General features: G+C 65.7%; 19 protein-coding genes and 1 tRNA gene. 12 read left to right on the top strand and 8 right to left on the bottom strand.

What is annotated here, in order from left to right:
- Nucleotides 1-3 precede the first annotated feature (3 nt).
- The 4 genes from ACV095_RS16900 to otsA all read right to left on the bottom strand — a co-directional run bounded on the left by ACV095_RS16900 (nucleotide 4) and on the right by otsA (nucleotide 5,202).
- Nucleotides 4-1,422, bottom strand: coding sequence for a DUF4032 domain-containing protein (locus tag ACV095_RS16900; RefSeq protein WP_018772049.1), 1,419 nt, complete (start codon nucleotides 1,420-1,422; stop codon nucleotides 4-6).
- A gap of 153 nt (nucleotides 1,423-1,575) precedes the next feature.
- Nucleotides 1,576-2,658 carry an ABC transporter ATP-binding protein gene (locus tag ACV095_RS16895; protein ID WP_018772048.1) on the bottom strand — a complete coding sequence of 361 codons (1,083 nt, stop codon included), beginning with the start codon at nucleotides 2,656-2,658 and terminating at the stop codon, nucleotides 1,576-1,578.
- A gap of 218 nt (nucleotides 2,659-2,876) precedes the next feature.
- On the bottom strand, nucleotides 2,877-3,710 hold the full coding sequence (gene otsB / locus ACV095_RS16890; protein WP_056391189.1) for a trehalose-phosphatase: 834 nt from the start codon (nucleotides 3,708-3,710) through the stop codon (nucleotides 2,877-2,879).
- Nucleotides 3,700-5,202, bottom strand: coding sequence for an alpha,alpha-trehalose-phosphate synthase (UDP-forming) (gene otsA, locus ACV095_RS16885; protein ID WP_018772046.1), 1,503 nt, complete (start codon nucleotides 5,200-5,202; stop codon nucleotides 3,700-3,702). Before otsA ends, otsB begins: the two co-directional genes overlap by 11 nt.
- A gap of 178 nt (nucleotides 5,203-5,380) precedes the next feature.
- Between otsA and ACV095_RS16880 the strand changes: the two genes are divergently transcribed.
- The 5 genes from ACV095_RS16880 to ACV095_RS16860 all read left to right on the top strand — a co-directional run bounded on the left by ACV095_RS16880 (nucleotide 5,381) and on the right by ACV095_RS16860 (nucleotide 10,547).
- Nucleotides 5,381-6,268, top strand: a complete 888-nt coding sequence (locus ACV095_RS16880; protein WP_018772045.1) for a DsbA family protein — start codon at nucleotides 5,381-5,383, stop codon at nucleotides 6,266-6,268.
- A gap of 149 nt (nucleotides 6,269-6,417) precedes the next feature.
- Nucleotides 6,418-6,494: transfer RNA gene (locus tag ACV095_RS16875), tRNA-Thr, on the top strand.
- 68 nt (nucleotides 6,495-6,562) lie between these two features.
- Nucleotides 6,563-6,988, top strand: a complete 426-nt coding sequence (locus tag ACV095_RS16870) for a ChaB family protein (protein ID WP_043425668.1) — start codon at nucleotides 6,563-6,565, stop codon at nucleotides 6,986-6,988.
- 85 nt (nucleotides 6,989-7,073) lie between these two features.
- Nucleotides 7,074-9,254 carry an elongation factor G-like protein EF-G2 gene (locus ACV095_RS16865; RefSeq protein WP_478222324.1) on the top strand — a complete coding sequence of 727 codons (2,181 nt, stop codon included), beginning with the start codon at nucleotides 7,074-7,076 and terminating at the stop codon, nucleotides 9,252-9,254.
- A 39-nt stretch (nucleotides 9,255-9,293) separates the two neighbouring features.
- The gene (locus tag ACV095_RS16860; protein WP_478222323.1) at nucleotides 9,294-10,547 is read left to right on the top strand and encodes an MFS transporter; all 1,254 of its coding nucleotides are present in this window, start codon (nucleotides 9,294-9,296) and stop codon (nucleotides 10,545-10,547) included.
- A 77-nt stretch (nucleotides 10,548-10,624) separates the two neighbouring features.
- Here the strand turns inward: ACV095_RS16860 and mmsB are convergent, their stop codons facing one another.
- From mmsB to chvE, 3 genes are all read right to left on the bottom strand, one after another.
- Nucleotides 10,625-11,899 (bottom strand): multiple monosaccharide ABC transporter permease, encoded by a 1,275-nt coding sequence (gene mmsB / locus ACV095_RS16855; RefSeq protein WP_478222322.1) that lies wholly within the window; start codon nucleotides 11,897-11,899, stop codon nucleotides 10,625-10,627.
- 4 nt (nucleotides 11,900-11,903) lie between these two features.
- Nucleotides 11,904-13,433 (bottom strand): multiple monosaccharide ABC transporter ATP-binding protein, encoded by a 1,530-nt coding sequence (gene mmsA, locus ACV095_RS16850; protein ID WP_026266198.1) that lies wholly within the window; start codon nucleotides 13,431-13,433, stop codon nucleotides 11,904-11,906.
- A gap of 106 nt (nucleotides 13,434-13,539) precedes the next feature.
- Nucleotides 13,540-14,667 carry a multiple monosaccharide ABC transporter substrate-binding protein gene (gene chvE, locus ACV095_RS16845; RefSeq protein ID WP_142068633.1) on the bottom strand — a complete coding sequence of 376 codons (1,128 nt, stop codon included), beginning with the start codon at nucleotides 14,665-14,667 and terminating at the stop codon, nucleotides 13,540-13,542.
- A 266-nt stretch (nucleotides 14,668-14,933) separates the two neighbouring features.
- On the opposite strand from chvE, the gene araB reads away from it, so the two are divergent.
- The 7 genes from araB to ACV095_RS16810 all read left to right on the top strand — a co-directional run bounded on the left by araB (nucleotide 14,934) and on the right by ACV095_RS16810 (nucleotide 21,448).
- Entirely contained in the window at nucleotides 14,934-16,688 is a 1,755-nt protein-coding gene (gene araB / locus ACV095_RS16840; RefSeq protein WP_134166092.1) for a ribulokinase, read from the top strand.
- Nucleotides 16,685-17,401, top strand: coding sequence for an L-ribulose-5-phosphate 4-epimerase (locus tag ACV095_RS16835; protein WP_478222321.1), 717 nt, complete (start codon nucleotides 16,685-16,687; stop codon nucleotides 17,399-17,401). The genes araB and ACV095_RS16835 overlap by 4 nt, the downstream gene beginning before the upstream one ends.
- Before the next feature lie 53 nt (nucleotides 17,402-17,454).
- The gene (gene araA, locus ACV095_RS16830) at nucleotides 17,455-18,975 is read left to right on the top strand and encodes an L-arabinose isomerase (RefSeq protein WP_478222320.1); all 1,521 of its coding nucleotides are present in this window, start codon (nucleotides 17,455-17,457) and stop codon (nucleotides 18,973-18,975) included.
- A 48-nt stretch (nucleotides 18,976-19,023) separates the two neighbouring features.
- Nucleotides 19,024-20,037 carry a LacI family DNA-binding transcriptional regulator gene (locus tag ACV095_RS16825; RefSeq protein ID WP_018772035.1) on the top strand — a complete coding sequence of 338 codons (1,014 nt, stop codon included), beginning with the start codon at nucleotides 19,024-19,026 and terminating at the stop codon, nucleotides 20,035-20,037.
- Nucleotides 20,038-20,144: 107 nt separating this feature from the next.
- Nucleotides 20,145-20,348 carry a hypothetical protein gene (locus ACV095_RS16820; protein WP_056391206.1) on the top strand — a complete coding sequence of 68 codons (204 nt, stop codon included), beginning with the start codon at nucleotides 20,145-20,147 and terminating at the stop codon, nucleotides 20,346-20,348.
- Nucleotides 20,349-20,440: 92 nt separating this feature from the next.
- Entirely contained in the window at nucleotides 20,441-20,743 is a 303-nt protein-coding gene (locus tag ACV095_RS16815; protein WP_026266196.1) for a DUF4193 domain-containing protein, read from the top strand.
- 159 nt (nucleotides 20,744-20,902) lie between these two features.
- Nucleotides 20,903-21,448, top strand: a complete 546-nt coding sequence (locus ACV095_RS16810; protein WP_018772032.1) for an AMIN-like domain-containing (lipo)protein — start codon at nucleotides 20,903-20,905, stop codon at nucleotides 21,446-21,448.
- A 79-nt stretch (nucleotides 21,449-21,527) separates the two neighbouring features.
- Here the strand turns inward: ACV095_RS16810 and ACV095_RS16805 are convergent, their stop codons facing one another.
- A complete protein-coding gene (locus ACV095_RS16805) occupies nucleotides 21,528-23,084 on the bottom strand; it encodes an APC family permease (protein WP_018772031.1) in 1,557 nt (518 codons plus the stop codon).
- Between the last annotated feature and the right edge of the window lie 57 nt (nucleotides 23,085-23,141).

Here is a 23,141-nt window from a genome sequence, read left to right as displayed (position 1 = left end):
GACTCAGTCGTCCGAATCCGGGTATTCGTCCACCGATTCGTCTTCGCCGTAACGGGACTCCTCGGTCTCCACCTCAAGGATTTTCAGCAGCTCGGTATCAGGGTTCAGCATGATCGCGGCCTCGTCCCGGCGGTGCCGGAGGATAGAGTCGATGTAGGACTGGACAGCTTCCGCCAGCGGAATGTGGCGCTCCTGCTTCTCGGACATGTACCACCGGTGCTCGAGGACCTCGTGGACCACCTCGGCGTGCTCCAGTTTGCCGGACAGGTCCCGGGGGATGGCGCGCACGATCGGTTCGAAGATCTGGCTGACCCACAGGTGGGCGCTGTATTCCTCATCCATGTCCGGGTTGTTGTCCGCCCGGAAGGAGTCCATGTCATTGAGGAGGCGGCGGGCCTGGTTCTCCTGGGCGTCCAGGCCGGTAAGCCGCAGCAGCCGCCGCTGGTGGTGCCCTGCGTCCACCACCTTGGGCTGGAGCTGGATGGTGGAGCCGTTCTGGGTGGTCTTTATGGCGTATTCCTCGACGTCGAAGCCGAGTTCGTTCAGGCGCCGGATGCGGGCGCTCACCCGCCAGCGTTCGCCCAGCTCAAAGGATTCCTTCTCCGTCAGCTCGGCCCACAGCCGCCGGTAGCTGTCCATGATCAGCTCACTGGTGGCCACGGGGTCCACCTTTTCCTCGATGAGACCGCCATCCAGGAGGTCCATCAGCTCGCCGGCGATGTTCACCCTGGCGATCTCAAGGTCGTATTCGCGCTGGCCGGTGGAGAGGTCGGGGTAGAGCTCACCGGTTTCGGCGTCCACCAGGTAGGCGGCAAACGCGCCGGCGTCGCGGCGGAACAGGGTGTTGGACAGCGAGACGTCGCCCCAGTAAAACCCGATCAGGTGCAGCCGCACCATGAGCAGCGCCTGGGCGTCGATGAGGCGGGTCAGGGTGTCCTTGCGCAGCATCTGCGAAAACAGTGCGCGGTACGGCATGGAGAATTTCAGGTGCCGGGTCACCAGGACGGGGTTCAGCGGGCGTCCGTCAGGGGTGGTGCGGCCGGTGATCACGGCCACGGGCTCCACGCAGGGGACGTCCAGCCGGGCCAGCTTGCGCAGCATGTGGTACTCGTGCCGGGCCACATGCTCGGAGGTTTCCTTGATGGCAATCACCGAGCCGCCAAGGTGGGCGAAGCGCACGATGTGCCGGGAGATGCCCCGGGGGAGTGCGGCCAGGTACTGCGCCGGCCACTCCTCGAGGGCGATGTGCCAGGGCAGGTCCAGCAGCTCCGGATCCGCCGCTGCGGCGGTGATGCTCAGCGAGGAGGCTACCGAAGCGGCCTTGTTCTCGTCGGCGCTGGCGGCCACGAACCGCGGGAGCTTACCCACCTGGGCATAGTCTGTGGGTTCGTCATGCCACTGGGCGCTGTGTTCCTCGGTCATGGGCTCAATTCTTCCGTACTCAGGGCAGGGACGGTAAATCCTGTGCGGCCATGGTTAAAGGCCGACGGCGGCCCGCACCGTTGCGAAAAGGTGCGGACCGCCGTCAGTAACGCGCGTGGGTGGGCCCACGCCGTTAGGGTGCCGGTGGGGAGTTTAGTCGCCCAGGCGCAGGCCGGTCTTCGTGTCGAAGAGGTGCACGTGGCCGGACTGCGGACGGACGTAGATGACCTCGCCCTTCATCGGGGGGCGGCGGCCGTCGACACGGGCCACGATGTCGTGGTCCTTGCCGTCCAGCGTGGTGTGGCCGTAGACGTAGGCGTCGGCGCCGAGCTCTTCAACGACATCCACCTCAACCTTCAGGCCTTCGCCGTGCGGAGCGGTTTCCAGGTCCTCGGGACGGCTGCCCAGCGTAACCGTGGAGCCGTGTGCCTCTTCGAGGACGTCGCGCGGCACGGGGTAGACGGTGCCGCCGAACTGGACGCCGCCGTCGACAACGGGAAGTTCCAGCAGGTTCATGGCGGGGGAGCCGATGAAGCCGGCAACGAACACGTTCTTGGGGCGGTCGTAGAGGTTGCGGGGGGTGTCCACCTGCTGCAGCAGGCCGTCCTTCAGCACGGCGACGCGGTCGCCCATGGTCATGGCCTCGACCTGGTCGTGCGTGACGTAGACGGTGGTGACGCCCAGGCGGCGGGTCAGGGATGCGATCTGGGTGCGGGTCTGGACACGGAGCTTGGCGTCCAGGTTGGACAGCGGCTCATCCATGAGGAAGACCTGGGGGTTACGGACGATTGCGCGGCCCATGGCAACACGCTGGCGCTGGCCGCCGGAGAGTGCCTTCGGCTTGCGGTCCAGGTACTGCTCAAGGTCAAGGAGCTTTGCGGCTTCGCGGACGCGCTCGGCGCGCTCTTCCTTGGAGACGCCGGCGATCTTCAGGGCGAAGCCCATGTTGTCGGCCACAGTCATGTGCGGGTACAACGCGTAGTTCTGGAAAACCATCGCGATGTCGCGGTCCTTCGGCGGAACATCGGTGACGTCACGGTCACCGATCAGGATGCGGCCTGCGTTGACGTCCTCCAGGCCTGCGAGCATGCGCAGGGAGGTGGACTTGCCGCAGCCGGAGGGTCCAACGAGGACCAGGAATTCGCCATCGGCGATGTCGATGTTGAGCTTATCGACGGCGGGCTTATCTGTGCCCGGGTACAGACGCGTAGCGTTATCAAAAGTAACTGTAGCCACAGTTATCAATCCCTTCACCGGCAGGTACGTGCCGGACGATCCGTTGTGAATGGTTCATGTTTATTCAGTTGTGTTCCCACAAAATGCTCCGCGGCTTTGCGCGGAGCATCACGTGACGCCGCACGGTTGTTGTGCGCCACATCACACCCAAGAGTATGCCAGAAGTTGCTTCTTTTACCGCAAATGTTACGGATGTCACATGTGCTTCCGGCCACGGGCTATCCGGAAGCGGCCTGGGGGTCTTCCTCGGCGACGGCGATGCTCCGCTCCTGGAGCAGGGCTTCCAGCAGCTCCGCGATATGGACAGGCGCCTCCACCCGGTATTGGGCCTGGGTGAAATCGAGGCCAACCTTGACCCCTACGTCGCCTGGTTCAAGCCGGCCGAAAGCGTCCTCGTCCGTCACGTCATCACCGGCGAACAGCACGGCAGTGGCCCCGGTGGCCTGCCGCAGGAAGCTGACGCCTTCGCCCTTGGAGGCATTGACCACGGAGGTCTCCAGGACGCGCTTGCCCTCCTTGAGGAAGACGCCCTTTCGCTCCTGGAGCACCGACCGGGCTGCTGACACCGCGTCCTCGGCCACGTCATCCGCAGCCAGTCGGGTGTGCAGGACGACGCCGGCGGGCTTGTATTCCAGGGACGTGCCAGGCGCCTCCGCGACGATAGCCGCCAACTCGGCGCGCACCTCTTCAAGGAGGGTCTTCTGGCCGTCGTCCAGCGTCAGTTCCGTGGAGCCCGGCCCAAGCCAGGCTTCGGCCCCGTGGCTGCCAATCAGCAGGGTGTCCACGGGCGGAGACGCCACCTCCCGCAGGCTGGCGAGGGCGCGCCCGGAGATGAGTGCCGTCGTCGTGCGTGGAAGCACGGCGAGCCCCGCGAGCGCCGCGGCTGAGCGTGGAAGCGGCCGCGCATCCTGGGCACGGCCCACGATCGGGGCCATGGTCCCGTCAAAGTCCATGGCCACCAGCAGGTGCCCGGTCCCGGCGATCCGGTGCAGCGCTTCCCGCAGTTCTGGAGTGAGTGCCAGCGCTGCCTTGGTGTGGCCGTCAGGAGTCATCGCGGACCACCTTCTCGTTCAGTGCGTTCAGGAAGTCGGCGGACCAGTGGTCCACGTCGTGTTCGAGGATTTGCTTACGCATGGCCCGCATCCTGCGGCCGGACTCCCGCGGCTGCATCTCCACGGCACGCATGATGGCGCTCTTGAGGCCGTCGATGTCGTGCGGGTTCATCAGCAGTGCCTGCTTGAGCTGGTCGGCTGCGCCGGCGAACTCACTGAGGACCAGCGCGCCGTCGTTGTTGGTGCGCGCCGTGACGTATTCCTTGGCGACCAGGTTCATGCCGTCCCGAAGGGCCGTGACCAGCATGACGTCGGCGGCAAGGTACAGCGCCACCATCTCCTCCACGGGGTAGCTGTGGTGCAGGTAGCGGACGGCGGTGTTCTCGATGGTGTCGTAGGTGCCGTTGATGTGGCCCACCGTGCCCTCCACCTCCTCACGCAGGAGCCGGTACTGCTCGACGCGCTCGCGGCTGGGGCTGGCCACCTGGATCAGGGTGGCGTCTCCAACCGAGAGCTTGCCGTCTGCCAGGAGCTCCTCGAAGGCTTTAAGCCGGTGCCTGATGCCTTTGGTGTAATCCAGTCGGTCGACGCCGAGCAGGATGGTCTTCGGGTTCCCCAGATCCTGGCGGATCTGGCGGGCGCGCTCAATGATGTCCGGCCTGGCGGCAAGCTCGCTGATGTGCTTGACGTCGATGGAGATGGGGAAGGCCTGTGCCCGGGCAATGTGTGTGACCTGCCCGTCCTGGCCCTTTACGTGGACCTGCTGCTGCTTAACGCTGGCACCGAGGAAACGGCGAGCGGAGCGCATGAAGTTTCCGGCATCGCTGGGCCGCTGGAAACCCACCAGGTCTGCGCCGAGGAGTCCGTCGATGATGGCCTGGCGCCACGGCAGCTGGGCAAAGATCTCCGGCGGAGGAAACGGGATGTGGTTGAAGAATCCGATGCGCAGGTCCGGCCGCGCCTCGCGCAGCATGCGGGGCACCAGCTGGAGCTGGTAATCCTGCACCCACACGGTGGCGCCCTGGTCCGCATGCTGTACGACGGCGTCGGCGAACCTGCGGTTGACCCTTCGGTAGGCGTCCCACCAGGTGCGGTGGAACTCCGGCGGGGCAATGACGTCATGGTAGAGCGGCCAGAGGGTGGCGTTGGAAAACCCCTCGTAGTACAGCTCCACGTCGTCGTTGCTGAGCTGGACCGGGACGAGGTCCATGCCGCCGTGGCTGAAGGGTTTGACAGTCTCGTCCGGCGCACCGTGCCATCCGACCCAGGCGCCGTCTGTCTTGGTCATCATAGGTGCCAGGGCGGTCACCAGTCCCCCGGGGGAGCGGCGCCAGCCAGACTCGTCATCACCGGCATCCCCTGCTGCGACCCGGTCCACAGGCAGCCTGTTGGAGACCACCATGAAGTCGTACTTCGTATGGCCGGCATGGCTGGGACCGGAGCTGCCGGCCGTTGCTTTGCCGGCGGGTTTTTCCTGGACGGGTGTTTGCATTGCTGCCCCCTGGGGTTGCTTGTGCCTCTTAGCCACCCTAGCCGGACGGAATCATCGGGGCTATTCGTCCGTTGGTCAACCCGGTGGAATGGTTGAAACCGCAAGCGCTCAGCTTTCTCCCCTAAAATGTTGGAGTGCCACGAAGTGGTCCCCCTACGTCGACCGACCCAAGGAACTCATGAGCCCCGCAAACGAAGTACGTAAGTCCAAGGCTGAGCGAACCGCGGAGGCGCGGGAAAAGGCGCGCCTGATCAGGGAAGAGCAGCTGAAGAAGGACAAGCGCAACAAGCTGCTGATCGGCTGGGGCATCGTGGCGGCAGTGGTGGCCATCCTGGTGGTGGTGGCGCTGGTGGTGACGAACAGCCTCAAGCAGAACGCCCCCATAGCGGACCAGGGCCCCACGCCTGCCAACGCCAACGTGCATGGCGGCGTCACTTTGCTGGCCAATACGGATGTGGCCAAGTCGGAACCGGCCACGGTTGACGCCGCCTCCCTGGGGGACGCGCCGAAGACGGCGCCCGCCGAGGTAGTGGCTCCCGGCGCCGAAGCAGAGGCCGGCAAGCCGGTCAAGGTGGTCCTCTACATCGACTTCATCTGCCCCATCTGCAAGAACTTCGAGACCCAGTACAACGACCAGCTCACGTCGCTGCGCAACGAAGGCAAGATCACCGTTGAGTACCGGGCCCTCGGATTCCTGGACAGCCGGTCCACCACCAACTACTCATCCCGGGCCGCCAATGCAGCAGCGTGCGTGGTCAACGAATCCCCGGAGAAGTACTCCGATTTCGTCAACGCATTGTTCGCCAAGCAGCCGGCGGAAGGCAGCGCAGGCCTTTCCGACAGTGATTTGAAGAAGATGGCGTCCGACATGGGCGTCAACATCGGTTCCTGCGTCGATGACAAGACCTACCGCCCGTTCGTGAAGTTCACCACGAAGGAGGCCGCGGCCATCGGCGTCACCGGTACGCCCACCGTGTTCGTGGACGGCAAGCAGTGGGGCAAGGGCGACAGCGCGCAGACGCCGTTCCCGGACTTCCTGCAGGCAGCCATCGCCGCCAAGGGCTAAGGATTCCCAGTCAGGGCAGGGGCCCGCTCCGGACCGTTTCCGGGGCGGGCCCCTGGCGCATTCACCGCCAGTAGTCCGGCGTTTTTACGCCCGGCGGGAGTTGGGCTAACCTTATCTAGCGCCTTCACGGTGCACGCCCGCAGGGGCGCGCCTCCTTAGCTCAGTTGGCCAGAGCACCGCTCTTGTAAAGCGGGGGTCGTCGGTTCGAATCCGACAGGGGGCTCCATTCAACCTCCGGGTTTAAGCTGGATCCATCCACATAATCAGCGTGCTGACTAAAGGAGGATGGGTGCCATGCCCAAGACCGGCAAGAACGATCATGCCCGCAAGGAAGAACTTCCTTCCACCCTGCAGCGTTCTGAGCAAAAGGCGCAGGACACATTCGCCAAGACCTATGATTCCGCCCTTGAGTCGTACGACCAGGATGAGCAGCGGGCGGCCCGGGCAGCATACGCATCCCTGAAGCACAGCTACGAGAAAGTGGGCGACCACTGGGAGCCCAAGGAAAAAAGGGGCCCGTCGGACAAGCGCGCAGAACAGGGCATCAGCTCCTCCGAACCCACCGCGGGCGGAGTCAACGCCAATGCGTCCAAGGACCACCTCTACAAACTGGCCAGGGAACTGGACGTCAAAGGCCGCTCGAAGATGGACAAGGGTGAATTGGTCAAGGCCATCCAGAAGGCCAACGACGCCGCCACCCGCAAAGCCCGCAGCAAATAGCCTGTGCTCTTGCCGTCCTGCCGTCCAAGGTGTCGAATCAGAGGGACACGTCAGGTCGGGTCGGCGATGATGCCAGGAGGTTCCAATGTCGGTGAAGAGCACCAAGGAGTCAGCGCGGGCGGGAGGCGGCAGGAACGGGCCTGAGTCAAAGCGCGCCGACCAAGCCACCGGCATCGCGGCCCAGGACCCGGCGCGGATCCGGAACGTGGCCCTGGTGGGTCACTCGGGCGCCGGGAAAACAATGCTGATCGAGGCGCTGCTGGCAGCCAACGGCATGATCACGCGCAAAGGCTCCATCGCCGACGGATCCACGGTCAGCGACTCGGACCCCGCCGCGGTTCACCAGCAGCGCTCCGTCACCCTGTCCCTGGTGCCCCTGATGGTGGACGAGACAAAAGTGAACCTCCTGGATACACCGGGCTACCCCGACTTCATTGGTGAGCTGCGGGCGGGGCTGCGCGCCTCCGATGCTGCCCTCTTCATAGTGTCGGCCGTGGACGGAATCGACGCCACCACCACCGCCCTGTGGGGCGAGTGCGCGCACATGCTGCTGCCACGCGCCGTCGTGATCACCCGGCTGGACCACCCGCGGGCAGATTACGACGGCGCCCTGGCCGCCTGCCGCAAAGCGTTCGGCGAGGGCGTGCTGCCGCTGTGTGTCCCATTGCCCTCAGCAGAGGAGGCCGCCGGGCCGCTGTCCCTCCTGGGCCTGCTGTCCCGGGAGGTAACGGACTACTCCTCCGGCGAGGCAACCCCTGAAGTCCGGGCCGCCACGCCGGATGAACTCGCGGCTGCCGGGCCTGCCCGGGGCGCACTCATCGAGGGCATCATCGCCGAAAGCGAAGACGAAACGCTGATGGACCGCTACCTGGAAGGCGAGGACATCGACACCGGAGTGCTCGCAGCAGACCTGGAAACCGCCGTCGCACGTGGCTCGTTCTTTCCCGTGCTGCCCACGTCCGCCGTCACCGGGCTGGGGACCGCCGAACTGCTGGACCTGCTGGTCCGCGCCTTTCCGCCGCCAGGGGAGCGCAGCCTGCCGGACACCACCGACCTCGCGGGGGAACCGGCCGGAAGCCTGTCCTGCGATCCGTACGGCCCCCTCGCCGCCGAGGTGGTGCGCACCTCCAACGATCCCTTCCTGGGCCGCATCTGCCTGGTGCGGGTGTTCAGCGGCACACTCCGGGAAGACTCGCCGGTCCACGTGGGCGGCCACGGCCTGGCCGACCGGGGTCACCAGGACCATGACACCGATGAACGGGTGACCCATATCTACTCACCGCTGGGTGCCACCCTTCGCCCCGTCCCCTTTTGCGTGGCGGGGGACATGTGTGCCCTGGCGAAGCTGGGCAGCGCTGAAACCGGCGACACCATTTCCGCCCGGGAAAGCCCGCTGCTGCTCGCCACGTGGGAAATGCCTGAGCCGCTGCTGCCGGTTGCCGTGGAAGCCGATTCCCGCAGCGACGAGGACGCGCTGGCCCGCAGCCTGGGCCGGATAGCGGCGGGTGACCCCACCTTGCGGGTGGACCGGAACGCCGAAACGCATCAGCTGGTGCTCTGGTGCATGGGCGAAGCCCACGCGGAGGTGGTCCTGGACAGGCTGCGCGAACAGGGAGTGAAACTGCACACCGTGGACGTGGTGACGCCGCTGCGGGAAACCTTTGCCACCGCCGCCTCCGGCCACGGCCGCCATGTCAAGCAGTCCGGCGGACACGGCCAGTACGCCGTGTGCGACATCGAGGTGGAACCGCTGGAGCGCGGCGCGGGGTTCGAGTTCGCGGACAAGACGGTGGGCGGCCTGATCCCGGGAACGTTCATCCCGTCCATTGAGAAGGGCGTCCGGGCCCAAATGGACAAGGGCGTCGCCGCGGGCTTTCCCGTAGTTGACCTGCGGGTCACCCTGGTGGGCGGCAAGGCCCACAGCGTGGATTCGTCGGATGCGGCGTTCCAGGCGGCCGGGGCGCTGGCGCTCCGGGAGGCCGCGGCAGCAGGAAGGATCCAGCTGCTGGAGCCGGTGTCATCCGTCTCCATCACGGTCGCCGATGAACATGTGGGCACAGTGATGAGTGATTTGTCCGGCCGGCGGGGACGCCTCACCGGCACCACCTCTTCCGGTGAGGGCCTCACGGAGATCAGCGCCGAAGTCCCGGACCAGGAACTCCTGCGGTATGCGGTGGAACTGCGGGCGCTGACCGCCGGCACCGGGCGCTTCCGCCGCCAGTACCTGCGCCATGACCCCGTACCCCCGAATTACAGCCCATCCTGAGCCCGCCATGGCAGGAACAGATACAGGGAACGGCCGCCGGTGAACGCCGCAGCACGAAAGATCCAGACCGTATACCTGACGCTGACGTTGGGCAACACCCTTGCGGCGTCGTTCATTTGGGGCATCAATACGCTGTTCCTGCTCGACGCCGGGCTGACCAACCTGGAAGCCTTCGCTGCAAACGCCTTCTTCACTGCCGGGATGGTGCTTTTCGAAGTTCCCACCGGGGTAGTCGCGGACAGCTGGGGGCGCCGGACCTCCTTCCTGCTGGGCACCGTAACCCTGGCAGGATCCACCTACCTCTATTACCTGCTGTGGCAGTTGTCTGCACCGTTCTGGTGGTGGGCCGGGGTGTCGGCGCTGCTGGGGCTTGGCTTCACCTTCTTTTCGGGGGCAGTGGAGGCCTGGCTGGTGGACGCCCTGCACTTCTCCGGTTACGACGGCGGCCTGGAAGCGGTCCTGGGCCGCGGCCAGATGGTTTCCGGGATCGCCATGCTGGCAGGGTCAGTGGCCGGCGGCGTCATCGCGCAGGCAACGAACCTGGGCGTGCCGTTCCTGCTGCGCGTCGCGGTGCTGGTGGCAATGTTCGCGGTGGCCTTCCTGCTCATGCACGACGTCGGCTTCACCCCGGAGCGTTCGGCCCACCCGGTGCAGGCCACGCGGGCTGTCCTGCGCGCCTCGCTGGACGGCGGCCTGCGGAACCCGCCGGTGAGGTACATGATGCTGGCTGCGCCGTTCACCGAGGGCGTGGGATTCTATGTCTTCTATGCCCTCCAGCCTTACCTGCTGCAGCTCTTCGGAGATCCCAGGGCCTACGCCATCGCAGGCCTGGCAGCGGCCATTGTTGCCGGCGCGGACATCCTGGGCGGCTGGCTGGCTCCGCTGGTCCGGAAACTGGTCCGCCGGCGCACCACCGTCCTGATCATTTCAACCATCACCAGCTCGGTGGTCCTGGTGGTGCTCCTGGCCACCAGCATCTTCTGGCTGGCACTGGTGCTCCTGGCACTCTGGGCCGTGGTGGCCTCCGCCGGAACCCCCGTGCGCCAGGCCTACCTGAACGACATGATCGGCTCGAAACAGCGGGCAACCGTCCTGAGCTTCGCCTCGCTCATGGGGTCCAGTGGGGGAGTGGTGGTGCAGCCGGCGCTCGGCAGGGCCGCAGACCTCTACGGCTACCCGGCATCGCTCGCATTCGGCGGCGCGGTGCAGCTGCTGGCGGCACCCTTCATCCTCCTCAGCCGCCGCCGGCGCTCGCCGGCAGATGTTGCTACCGGGCTCGCGGCAGCGCCCTGAGCCGCAAAGACCCGGGCCCCGGACGCGTCGTCCAAGGCCCGGGTCTGCACGGAGCAGCGCCGCGGCCGCGGTAGCCGCTACTTGACGCCCACGGTTTCGCTGGCCGCCGGCGTCGGCTTTTCCTCGGCGGGCGGGGGCGTAGTCTTCAGCTTGAACCGCTGGCCGAGGTCACCACCGCCGCCGCTGCGGTTCTTGTTGAAGATGTCGAAGCCGACGGCGACAAGGAGTACCAGGCCCTTGATGAGCTGCTGGTAATCGGTGCCCAGGCCCAGGATGGACATGCCGTTGTTGAGCACGCCCATGATCAGGCCACCGATCATGGCTCCCGCGACTGTTCCGATGCCACCGGTAACGGCGGCGCCGCCGATGAAGGCCGCGGCGATGGAGTCCAGTTCGAAGCCTGTTCCACCGGCGGGCTGCGCCGAGTTGAGCCGCGCGGTGAAGACCAGGCCTGCCAGTGCGGCGAGCACGCCCATGTTCACGAAGAGCCGGAACGTGACGGCCTTGGTCTTGATGCCTGACAGTTCAGCGGCGTGGAGGTTGCCGCCGATGGCGTACGTGTGCCGCCCGAAGACGCTGTTGCTCATCAGGGCGGTGTAGGCGATCACCAGGACCGCCAGGACCACCAGGACGATCGGCGTGCCGCGGTAGGAGGCCAGCAGGAAGGTGATGATGAGCATGAGCAGCGCCGTGAAGGCGGTTTTGATGACGAACCAGACCAGGGGTTCGCTTTCGAGATCGAACTTCCTGCGGATCCTGCGCTCCTTGAGGGCCTGGATCAGCAGCGCCACCGTAGCGCCGACACCCAGGATGACGGTGAGCCATTCCAGGACGGAGGTGCCGCCGGAGATGTCCGGAAGGAAGCCGCCGCCCAGGGCCCGCAGTTCGGCGGGGAAGGGGGTGATCTGCTGGTTCTTGAGGGTGATGAGCGTGAGTCCGCGGAAGATCAGCATGCCCGCCAGCGTGACGATGAAGGCCGGGATCCCCACATAGGCGATCCAGTAGCCCTGCCAGGCGCCCACAAGGGCACCCACCACCAGGCAGGCAGGGATTGCGGCCCACCACGGCCAGCCCCAGTGCACGATCATGACGCCGGCCACCGCGCCGATGAACCCGGCAACGGATCCGACGGAAAGATCAATGTGCCCGGCGATGATCACCATCACCATGCCGATGGCCAGGATGAGGATGTAGCTGTTCTGGACGACCAGGTTGGTGACGTTCTGCGGTTCCAGCAGGATCCCGCCGGTCAGCCCCTGGAACAGCAGGACGATTAGGATCAGGGCAACGAAGATGCCAACCTGGCGGAGGCGGCTGGTGAGGAATCCGAGCGATTCTCGTAAGGCGGACATTTCGCTATTCCTTCTCTTTGGTCATGTAGTGCATCAGGGTTTCCTGGGTGGCCTCGGCGATGGGGACTTCGCCGGTGATGTGGCCGGCGGCGAGGGTGTAGATGCGGTCGCAGATGCCCAGGAGTTCGGGAAGTTCCGAGGAAATGACGATCACGGCTTTTCCTTCGGCCGCCAGTTTGGCGATGATCGTGTAGATCTCGAATTTTGCCCCGACGTCGATCCCGCGGGTGGGTTCATCGAGGATGAGCACGTCCGGGTCGGAGAACATCCATTTGCTGAGCACCACCTTCTGCTGGTTGCCGCCGGAAAGCTTGCCGGTGATGGCGGCCACCGAGGGCGCTTTGATGTTCATGCTCTTCCGGTAGCCGTTGGCCACCACGGTCTCCTGGTTCTTGTCCACGAAGCCGCGTTTGGCGAGCTTGCGCAGCGCTGCAAGGGAGATGTTGCGCTTGATGTCCTCGATGAGGTTCAGGCCGTAGTGCTTGCGGTCCTCGGTGGCGTAGGCGATGCCGTGGCGGATGGCGTCGGAGACGGTGGAGGTGTTGATTTCCTCGCCGTACTTATAGACCTTGCCGGACATTGCGGTGCCGTAGGTTCGGCCGAAGACGCTCATGGCGAGTTCGGTGCGCCCGGCGCCCATCAGCCCGGCAAGTCCCACCACCTCGCCCTTCCTGACATGCAGGTTGGCGTTGCGGACCACCATGCGGCTGTGGTCCTGGGGATGCCGGACGGACCAGTCCTCGATCCGGAGGACTTCCTCACCGATGTTCGGCTCGCGGTCCGGGTACAGGCTCTCCAGGTCGCGGCCCACCATGCCGCGGATGATGCGTTCCTGGGTGATCTGGCCTTCATCGAGCCGGAGTGTCTCAATGGTTTTGCCGTCCCGGATGATGGTGACGGCGTCGGCCACCTTGCGGATTTCATTGAGTTTGTGGCTGATGATGATGCTGGTGACCCCCTGGCCCTTCAGATGGAGGATCAGGTCCAGCAGGTGGCCGGAATCCTCGTCGTTGAGGGCGGCCGTGGGCTCGTCCAGGATGAGCAGCTTCACTTCCTTGGACAGCGCCTTGGCGATCTCCACGAGTTGCTGCTTGCCCACGCTGATGTGCTGGACGGGGGTGACGGGGTTTTCGTCGAGGCCCACGCGGGCCAGCAGCTTTGCTGCCTCCAGGTTGGTCTTGCGCCAGTCCACCCATCCGTTGGTGGCTTGTTCATTGCCAAGGTAGATGTTCTCCGCAATGGAGAGGTACGGGCTCAGCGCCAGTTCCTGGTGGATGATCACGATGCCCCGCTTCTCGCTGTCCGAGATGCTGGAGAAGTTGCAGGGTTCGTTTTCGAAGAGGATTTCCCCTTCGAAGGTGTTGTGTGGATAGACGCCGGACAACACTTTCATGAGCGTTGATTTGCCGGCGCCGTTTTCGCCGCAGATGGCGTGGACCTCTCCACGGTTCACATCGAGGGTGACGTCCTGCAGCGCTTTCACGCCGGGGAAGGTCTTGGTGATTCCTCGCATTTGAAGAATGGGTGTGTTCATCGTCAATTCCCACTGACTGGTCGAAGCTTGGCCGTCCTGCTGCTGCAGGAGGTTGCGGGCGGGGCTGCGGCCGGATGGAGGTCCGGCCACAGCCCCCGGACGCTGACTACTTGACGTCGGCGTCGGTGTAGTAACCCGAGTCGATCAGTTCCTTCTTGTAGTTGTCCTTGGTGATGATCACGGACTTCAGCAGGAAGGCCGGAACAACCTTGACCTTGTTGTTGTAGGTCTTGGTGTCGTTGGTTTCAGGTTCCTGGCCCTTGAGGACGGCGTCGACCATCTTGACGGCCTGTGCGCCGAGCTGGCGGGTGTCCTTAAAGATGGTGGAGTACTGCTCGCCCGCGACGATGGACTTCACGGAGCCCTTTTCGGCGTCCTGGCCGGTGACCACCGGAAGGCTTCCCTTGGCGTAGCCGCCGGTGCTGGTGAGGGCGGAGATGATGCCGATGGACAGGCCGTCGTACGGGGAAAGGACGCCGTTCAGCTTGGTGCCCGAGCTGTAGGCGGAGGTGATGATGTCCTCCATGCGCTTCTGCGCCACGGGTGCCTGCCAGCGAAGGATGGCGGCCTGCTCAAACTTGGTCTGGCCGCTGGGGACCTTCAGGGTGCCGGCATCCATGTAGGGCTTGAGGGTGTCCATGGCGCCGGTCCAGAAGAAGTTGGCGTTGTTGTCGTCCGGGCTTCCGGCGAAAAGTTCGATGTTGAAGGGGCCCTTGCCGTCCACCTTCTTGCCGCTCGCGTCGACCAGGCCCAGGCCGGTCAGCAGCGAGGTGGCCTGCTGGACGCCCACGGTGTAGTTGTCGAACGTGGTGTAGTAGTCCACGTTCGGAGTGCCGTTGATAAGGCGGTCGTAGGCGATGACCTTGACGTTCTGCTCCTTGGCCTTGGCCAGGACGTCGGTCAGGGTGGTGCCGTCGATGGCAGCGATGATCAGGGCCTTGGCGCCCTTGGTCAGCATGTTTTCGATCTGCGAGACCTGCGTGGGGATGTCGTCGTTGGCGAACTGGAGGTCCGTCTTGTAGCCGAGGTCTTTCAGGGACTTCTCAACATTGGCGCCGTCGGCGATCCACCGTTCCGATGTCTGGGTTGGCATCGAGATGCCAACCAGCGAGTCGCTGGGCTTCGCTGCGCCGCTGGATTCGCTGGTTCCGCCACGGGAGCCGCAACCGGTGGCTCCCACGGTCAGGGCGAGGACAAGGGCCACCGCGCCCATGAGTTTTTTGATTCTCACCATAATCTCCTTCCGCGGCAGCATTGCCGCGAAGTGTTGTTGGGCCGGGAAGCAACGGTGCTCCCGGTCCTGGCCACATGGTTGATGTGTCGGTTCAATATAGACTGATTTGTGAACGCTAACAAGAGCCTTCTCCCGGAAACTCCGAAATCTTTCGATGTCATTGACTTCTTCTTTGTTAGCGTTCACACTTGCTGCAGCACTTAGCTCGACCCTGACCCTACAAAACCGGTAATGAGGCCGCTTGCCTCCCGGATGGAGGCAACCCCATGCCAGATGCGCTGTTTACTTCAAGCTCCGACCCCCGCCACGACCACTGCGTGGTCGGCGTGGACTTCGGGACCCTGTCCGGCCGCGCCGTGGTGGTGCGGGTCCGCGACGGCAAGGAGCTTGGGAGCGCCGTCCATGAATATCCCCATGCGGTGGTGGCCGGCTCCCTGCCCGGTGACGTGGCGGGCGACGACGGCACGCGGCTTCCCGGCGAATGGGCGCTTCAGGTGCCCAACGACTACCGGGACGTCCTGCGCACCGCCGTTCCTGCCGCGGTGGCTGACGCGGGGATCGACCCGGCCGCCGTCGTCGGCATTGCCACCGACTTCACCGCCTGCACCATGGTGCCCGTGAAGGCCGATGGCACGCCGCTGAACGAATTGCCGGGCTATGCCAACCGCCCGCATGCCTACGTAAAGCTCTGGCGCCACCACGCCGCCCAGGGGCAGGCCGACCGGATCAACCGGCTGGCCGCCGAACGGGGCGAGGACTGGCTTCCGCGGTACGGCGGCCTGATCTCGTCCGAGTGGGAATTCGCCAAAGGCCTGCAGCTGCTGGAAGAGGACCCGGAGGCCTACGCCGAAATGGACCACTGGGTGGAGGCGGCCGACTGGATCGTCTGGCAGCTGTGCGGCCGCTACGTCCGCAACGCCTGCACCGCCGGCTACAAGGGCATCTACCAGGACGGGCGGTACCCCTCGGAGGATTTCCTGGCCGCCCTGAATCCGGACTTCAAGGACTTTGTCAGTTCCAAGCTGGAGCACACGATCGGGCGGCTGGGGGACGCCGCAGGGACCCTGACGGCGGAGGCTGCAGCCTGGACCGGGCTGCCGGAGGGCATCGCCGTGGCCGTGGGAAACGTTGACGCCCACGTCACTGCCCCTGCTGCCAAGGCCGTGGAATCCGGCCAGCTGGTGGCTATCATGGGCACCTCCACCTGCCATGTGATGAACGGCAGCGAACTGCGTGAAGTGCCGGGAATGTGCGGGGCAGTGGACGGCGGCATCGTGCCCGGCCTGTGGGGTTACGAGGCCGGTCAGTCCGGTGTGGGGGACATCTTCGGCTGGTTCACCAGGTACGGCGTCCCGCCCGAATACCATGAGGCTGCCGGGGACGCGGGGCTGGGAATCCACGAGTACCTCACCGGACTGGCGTCGCGGCAGGCCATCGGGGAGCACGGCCTGATCGCGCTCGACTGGCACTCGGGCAACCGCTCGGTGCTGGTGGACCACGAGCTGTCCGGCATCGTGGTGGGCCAGACCCTTGCCACCCGGCCCGAGGACACCTACCGTGCCCTGCTGGAAGCCACGGCCTTCGGAACCCGCACCATCGTGGACGCGTTCCGCGACGCCGGGGTTCCGGTCAGGGAATTCATCGTGGCCGGTGGCCTGCTCAAGAACAGGCTGCTGATGCAGATCTACGCGGACGCCACCGGCCTGCAGCTGTCCACTATCGGCTCGGAGCAGGGCCCGGCCCTGGGATCGGCCATCCACGCCGCCGTGGCCGCGGGTGAATACGCGGACATCCGGGAAGCCGCCGCCGCCATGGGCGCCGAACCCGGCGAGGTCTACACGCCGATCCCGGAAAACGTTGCCGCGTACGAGGAACTGTTCCAGGAATACAAGGCACTGCACGACTACTTTGGCCGCGGCGGCAATGACGTGATGCACCGGCTCAAGGCCATCCAGCGCAAAGCCGCCCGGGCCAGCCTGCCCGGCTCCGCCGCCGAACCTGCCGTGGGGGTCTCCGCATGAGCACCGACACCGGGATCCTGGAAACCATCGCCCGGGTCCGGGAGGACGTGTGCGCCCTGCACGCTGAGTTGACGCGCTACGAACTGGTGGTGTGGACCGCAGGCAACGTTTCCGCCCGGGTGCCGGGCACCGACCTCATGGTTATCAAGCCCTCCGGGGTCGCCTACCAGGACCTGACCCCGGAGCAGATGATCGTGACGGACCTGCACGGCATGCCCGTCAGGGGCACCAACGTCGGTGGCGGCGGGACCGTGGACTGGGGCAACCCGCCGCTGTCGCCGTCGTCGGACACCGCAGCGCACGCCTACGTGTACCGGCACATGCCGGAGGTGGGGGGCGTGGTGCACACCCACTCCACCTACGCCACTGCCTGGGCTGCCCGGGGGGAGGCCATTCCGTGCGTGCTGACCATGATGGGCGATGAGTTCGGCGGCTCCATCCCGGTGGGCCCATTCGCGCTGATCGGGGACGACTCGATCGGCCACGGGATCGTGGAGACGCTGAAGAACTCCAATTCACCGGCGGTCCTGATGCAGAACCACGGCCCCTTCACCATCGGCAAGGACGCCCGCTCCGCGGTGAAGGCCGCCGTGATGTGCGAGGAAGTGGCCCGCACCGTCCACATCTCCCGCCAGCTGGGCGAACCGCTGCCCATCGACCAGGGCTCCATCGACTCCCTCTATGCCCGCTACCAGAACGTCTACGGCCAATAAACAACGCAGGCCAGTAATCCACGGCGCCGCCACACAACTTCCCAGGAGAATCCATGAGCACCGCAGCAAGCACCTCCCTCGACGGCTACGAGGTCTGGTTCCTCACCGGCAGCCAGCACCTGTACGGGGAGGAGGTCCTCAAGCAGGTGGCCGCCCAGTCGCAGGAGATCGCCAACCAGCTCAACGCCAATTCCGCCGTCCCGGTCAAGATCGTCTGGAAGCCGGTCCTCACCGATTCGGATGCCATCCGGCGCACCGCCCTGGAGGCGAATGCCGATGATTCCGTGATCGGTGTGACCGCCTGGATGCACACGTTCAGCCCGGCCAAGATGTGGATCTCCGGCCTGGACCTGCTGCGTAAGCCCCTGCTGCACCTGCACACCCAGGCCAACCGGGACCTGCCGTGGGCGGACATCGACTTCGACTTCATGAACCTGAACCAGGCCGCGCACGGCGACCGCGAGTTCGGGTACATCCAGTCCCGCCTGGGCATCGCCCGGAAGACCGTCGTCGGGCATGTCTCCAACCCCGAGGTGGCACGCCAGGTGGGCTCCTGGCAGCGCGCCGCCGCCGGCTGGGCCGCCGTCCGCACCCTTAAGCTGACACGCTTCGGGGACAACATGCGCAACGTCGCCGTCACCGAAGGCGACAAGACCGAGGCGGAGCTGCGCTTCGGCGTCGCCGTGAACACCTGGTCCGTCAACGAGCTCGCGGACGCCGTGCACGGCGCGGCGGAGTCCGACGTCGACGCGCTGGTGGCGGAATATACGGACCTTTACGACGTGGTGCCGGAGCTCCGCGCAGGCGCGGCCAGGCATGAATCGCTGCGGTACGGCGCCCGGATCGAGCTGGGCCTGCGCAGCTTCCTGGAGGGCAACGGCTCCGCCGCGTTCACCACCTCCTTCGAGGACCTGGGCGCCCTGCGGCAGCTTCCCGGCCTTGCGGTCCAGCGGCTCATGGCCGCCGGCTACGGCTTTGGCGCCGAAGGCGACTGGAAGACCGCCATCCTGGTGCGCGCCGCGAAGGTGATGGGTGCCGGCCTGCCCGGCGGTGCCTCCCTGATGGAGGACTACACGTACCACCTGGAGCCCGGGTCCGAGAAGATCCTGGGCGCCCACATGCTCGAGGTTTGCCCCTCCCTCACGGCGTCGAAGCCGCGCCTGGAAATCCACCCGCTGGGCATCGGCGGCAAGGAGGACCCGGTCCGCCTGGTGTTCGACGCCGATGCCTCCCCGGGCGTCGTCGTCGCCCTGTCCGACATGCGGGACCGTTTCCGCCTGGTGGCCAACGCCGTCGACGTCGTTCCCCTGGACCAGCCGCTGCCAAACCTGCCCGTGGCCCGCGCCCTGTGGGAGCCCAAGCCGGACTTCGCAACCTCCGCAGCAGCCTGGCTCACAGCCGGCGCTGCCCACCACACCGTGCTCTCCACCCAGGTGGGCATGGACGTGTTCGAGGACTTCGCCGAGATCGCCAAAACCGAACTGCTGACCATTGACCACGACACCACCATCCGGCAGTTCAAGAAGGACCTGAACTGGAACGCCGCCTACTACAAGCTGGCAGGCGGGATCTGATCCAATGGCTCGGCTGAGCTCCCGGCGCCCTCCACGGACAACAACCCCGTGACGCACGGCAAACCACGCCGGCTGCCGAGGCTTGAGGACGTGGCGGAGCTGGCCGGGGTCTCACACCAGACCGTGTCACGGGTGGTCAACAACCACCCCAACGTGAGCCCGGGGACGCGGGAAAAAGTGGAAGCGGTGATAGCCCGGCTCGGCTACCGCCGCAACACCGCAGCCCGGAGCCTGGTCACCCGGCGCTCGCAGACCATAGGGGTCCTGGGCAGCGAGCTCTCCCAGTACGGTCCTGCCAATACATTGCTGGGCGTGGAACGCGCTGCGAGGGACGCCGGATATTTCGTCAGCGTCGCCGCGTTGCGGGAGGTCAGCCGGGACGCGATCCTGGACGCCGTCAGGCACTTCCTGGACCAGTCGGTGGACGGCATCGTGGTGATCGTTCCGCACCTTGAGACGCTGGCCGCCCTGGCGGAACTTCCCATCGGGGTCCCGGTGGTGGCCGTTGGACCCGAGGGGAATGACACTGTTGGCGGCGTCAGGGTGGACCAGCGCCGCGGGGCCGAACTCGCCGTGCGGCACCTCATTGGGCAGGGGCACGTCAGGATCGGGCACGTCGCGGGCCCGCAGGACTGGATCGATGCCGTGGCGCGTGCCGACGGCTGGCGGTCCACCCTTGCCTCCGCAGGACTCGAGGCGGACCTGATCATCGAAGGTGACTGGAGCGCCGGCAGCGGCTACGCCATCGGCCGGCGGATCGCGGCCACCCGCCGGGCCACCGCCCTCTTCGTGGGCAACGACCAGATGGCCCTGGGGGTCCTGCGCGCCCTGACCGAGGCCGGCATCAAAGTGCCGCAGGACGTGTCCGTGGTGGGCTTCGACGACCAGCCCGAGGCCGGCTATTTCAGTCCGCCGCTGACGGTGGTCCGGCAGGATTTCGAGGAACTGGGCCGGCGGTGCATGCAGATGATGTTGACGGCGTTCAGCGGCGCGGAAGGACCCCGGACACTTGTCGTGGAGCCGGAACTCGTCCTGCGCAGCAGCACGGCACCGCCCGCCTGAAGAACCCGCTTGAAGAATCCGGCCGGAGATCCTGCCGGCAGCTGATTTAATCCGGGGGAGACCGGCGCGAAACGTGGCCACAACAATCGCTGCGTAGTTTTCAGTGCATGACGGCTACCCTGCTCATCCGGCTCCGCGACTGGCTGCTGGACACCTTCACCTACGAATCCGAGTCCAGTGCCGCCGGCGCCATGGCCGACGCCACCCGGTGGGGCTGGCTTCCGGCCTTGAGCGGAGTGTCCCTCGGTGCCGACCAGGCCCGGTCCGGGCATGCAGGAACAGCGGGCGGAAGCGGCGGAATGTCTGCTTAGCCACACTATTGCGCCGGTAGCGCGATAATGCCTTAAACTGCTGCACTGAGGTGCCTGAAATGGCGCTGCGCAGCAACGAAAGTGAACACGCTATGGCTACCGATTACGATGCTCCACGCAAGCAGGAAGAAGAGTCGCCGGCCGACTCTCTCGAGGCCCTCCAGGCGTCACGGGGCGGCAACGCGCAGACCGCGGTTATCGATGTCGACGAGAACGACACCGCTGAAGGCATCGACCTGCCCGGCGCCGATCTGTCCAATGAGGAACTGACCGTCATTGTGGTTCCCGAGCAGTCCGATGAGTTCACCTGCTCGTCGTGCTTCCTGGTCCGGCACCGCTCCCAGGTTGCCCGTGAAAAGGACGGCCTGAAGTACTGCCGCGACTGCGAAGGCTGAGTGTCTTCCTGATTTTTGCCGGCGCCGGCCACCTCCCCGAGGTGGCCGGCGCTGCTTTGTCCCCGGACGCCGTCGTTATCAAAATGCCCCCTCGTTTCCCGGTCCGGACACTCCTACGCTGGAAGCATCCAATGGTCTTTAGTCGTGGATGGCACTGCTATGAAGAAGTTCCTCACCTGGCTCGCGGCAATCCTGTTGGCTTCCGGGCTGGGAATCGTGGTCCAGGCGCCCGCCTCGGCGGCGCCCTACTGCGGCCTCACATGGGGCTCCCTTGCGAAGACCGGGCAGGATACGGGGACCGCATCGGTCACCAATGTCCGGACCGGGCAGCACTACTGCTTCGACCGGCTGGTGGTGGACCTCAACGGGCCCGCCGTGTCCTACACGGTGCAGTATGTGCCGCGGATTGAGCAGGAAGGCTCCGGGGCCTTCATCCCGGTACGGGGCGGCGCGCGCCTGCATATCAGCATCAAGGCGCCGTCCTACGACCAGAACGGCAACCCCACCTACAACCCGGCGGACAAGGCTGAACTCAGCAACGTGGCCGGCTACCAGACGTTCCGCCAGGTGGTTTCTGCCGGAAGCTTCGAGGGGTACACAAGCCTCGGTCTGGGCGTCCGGGCCCGCCTGCCGTTCCGGGTCTTCACCCTGGCCGGTCCCGGCCCGGGCTCGCGCCTGGTGATCGATGTGGCGCACTACTGGTGAAAACGAAAAAGGTGCCGTGCCCCTGATGGGGGCACGGCACCTTTTTCGTTCAGGCAGCGTTGTGGCGGCCTTCAGCGATCTATTCCGGCACTACCAGCGCGGGGGTGTCCCGCTTGAGGGTTTCGCCGCGGAAGAAGCCGGGGTGCGTGCGGGACATGACCAGCATGACGACGGCGCCCAGGGCCAGGATGCCGATGCCCAGGATGAACACCAGGCCCACGCCGAAGACCTCGGAACCACTGCCGAACTCCGGCGCCAGGCTGTCCACGGCGGTCTGGACGAACACCACGAACAGGCCCACGCCGCCCACCACCGGGCATACCAGCCGCAGCAGGAAGTGGCGGGTGCTGTTGAACAGGCTGTGGCGGAAGTACCAGGTGCAGGCCAGCGCGGTGAGGCCGTAGTAGAAGCAGATCATCAGACCCAGGGCCAGGATGGTGTCATTCAGGACGTTTTCGCTGACCACGTGCATCACCGCGTAGAACCCGGCGGACAGGATGCCGGCGGCGATGGTGGCGTAGCCCGGCGTCGCGAACTTCCTGCTGATCCGGCTGAACGGTTCAGGCAGGGCGCCGTAGTGCGCCATGGCCAGCAGGCTTCGGGACGGCGACATGAACGTGGACTGGAGGGAGGCCGCGGAACTGGACAGCACGGCGAGGGACATCAGGATGGCGAAGGGGCCCATGATGGGGGAGGCCAGGGCCGTGAAGATGTTCTCTTGGTTGTCGGCGTTGTTCAGGCCGTTGCCGGTGTCCCCGACGCCGGCGAACATCATGGTGGCGATGCTGACCAGGAGGTAGATGGCCAGGACGATGACGGCGGTCAGGGTGCCGGCCAGTCCGGCCGTCTTCTGGCCGTTCGCTGTTTCCTCGTTGACCGTTAGGCACACATCCCAGCCCCAGTACACGAAGATCGACAGCGAGATGCCGGCGGCAATCTGGCCGAACGTCTCGATCTTCGTGACGTCGAACCAGTCCCAGCTGAACGGGATGGCCGTTTCGGACGTGGACCAGTTGGCGAAGGCCATGGCGACGAACAGGCCCAGGACCAGAAGCTGGAAGCCCACCAGGCCGTACTGCACCACCTTGGTGGTGTGCAGCCCGCGGTAGCTGACCCAAACAGCCAGCGCCACGAACACGAAGCAGGTCAGGACGTTCAACGCTTTGTTGCCGGCCAGGTCTGCCAGTTCCGGTGAGCCGGTGAGCTGGGACAGGAAGAGGTAGAAGAAGTCGACGGCGACGCCGGCCAGGTTGGACAGCACGATGATGTTGGCGGCCAGCAGGCCCCAGCCGCCCATCCAGCCGACCCAGGGGCCGAAGGCCTTGGTCACCCAGGTGAAGGTTGTGCCGCTGTCCGGGGAGTCGGCATTGAGCTCCCGGTAGGCGAGCGAGACCAGGATCATGGGGATGAACCCGATCAGGAAGATGACTGGCAACTGGAGTCCGGCTTCATTGACGGTGGGTCCGAGTGCGCTGGTGAGGGTGTAGGCGGGGGCGATGGTTGAAATGCCCAGGACGACGACGGCGAGGAGCCCGAGCTGCCCGCCCTTGAGGCCTTTGGCGCTGACGCCGTCCGCGGACGGGGCGTGGGCGTGCGGACCGGGTTTGGCCGTACTGGTGCGGATTGTCTCTGTCATGGCACCACTTTCTGGAAGGCTGTGAGACGGAGGTCACTATATGAATGGCGTTCATTT

Source organism: Arthrobacter sp. JDC6 (genome assembly GCF_056484025.1).
The sequence above is the reverse complement of the archived record's forward strand: the minus strand, read 5'-3'. Positions and strand labels throughout refer to the sequence as shown.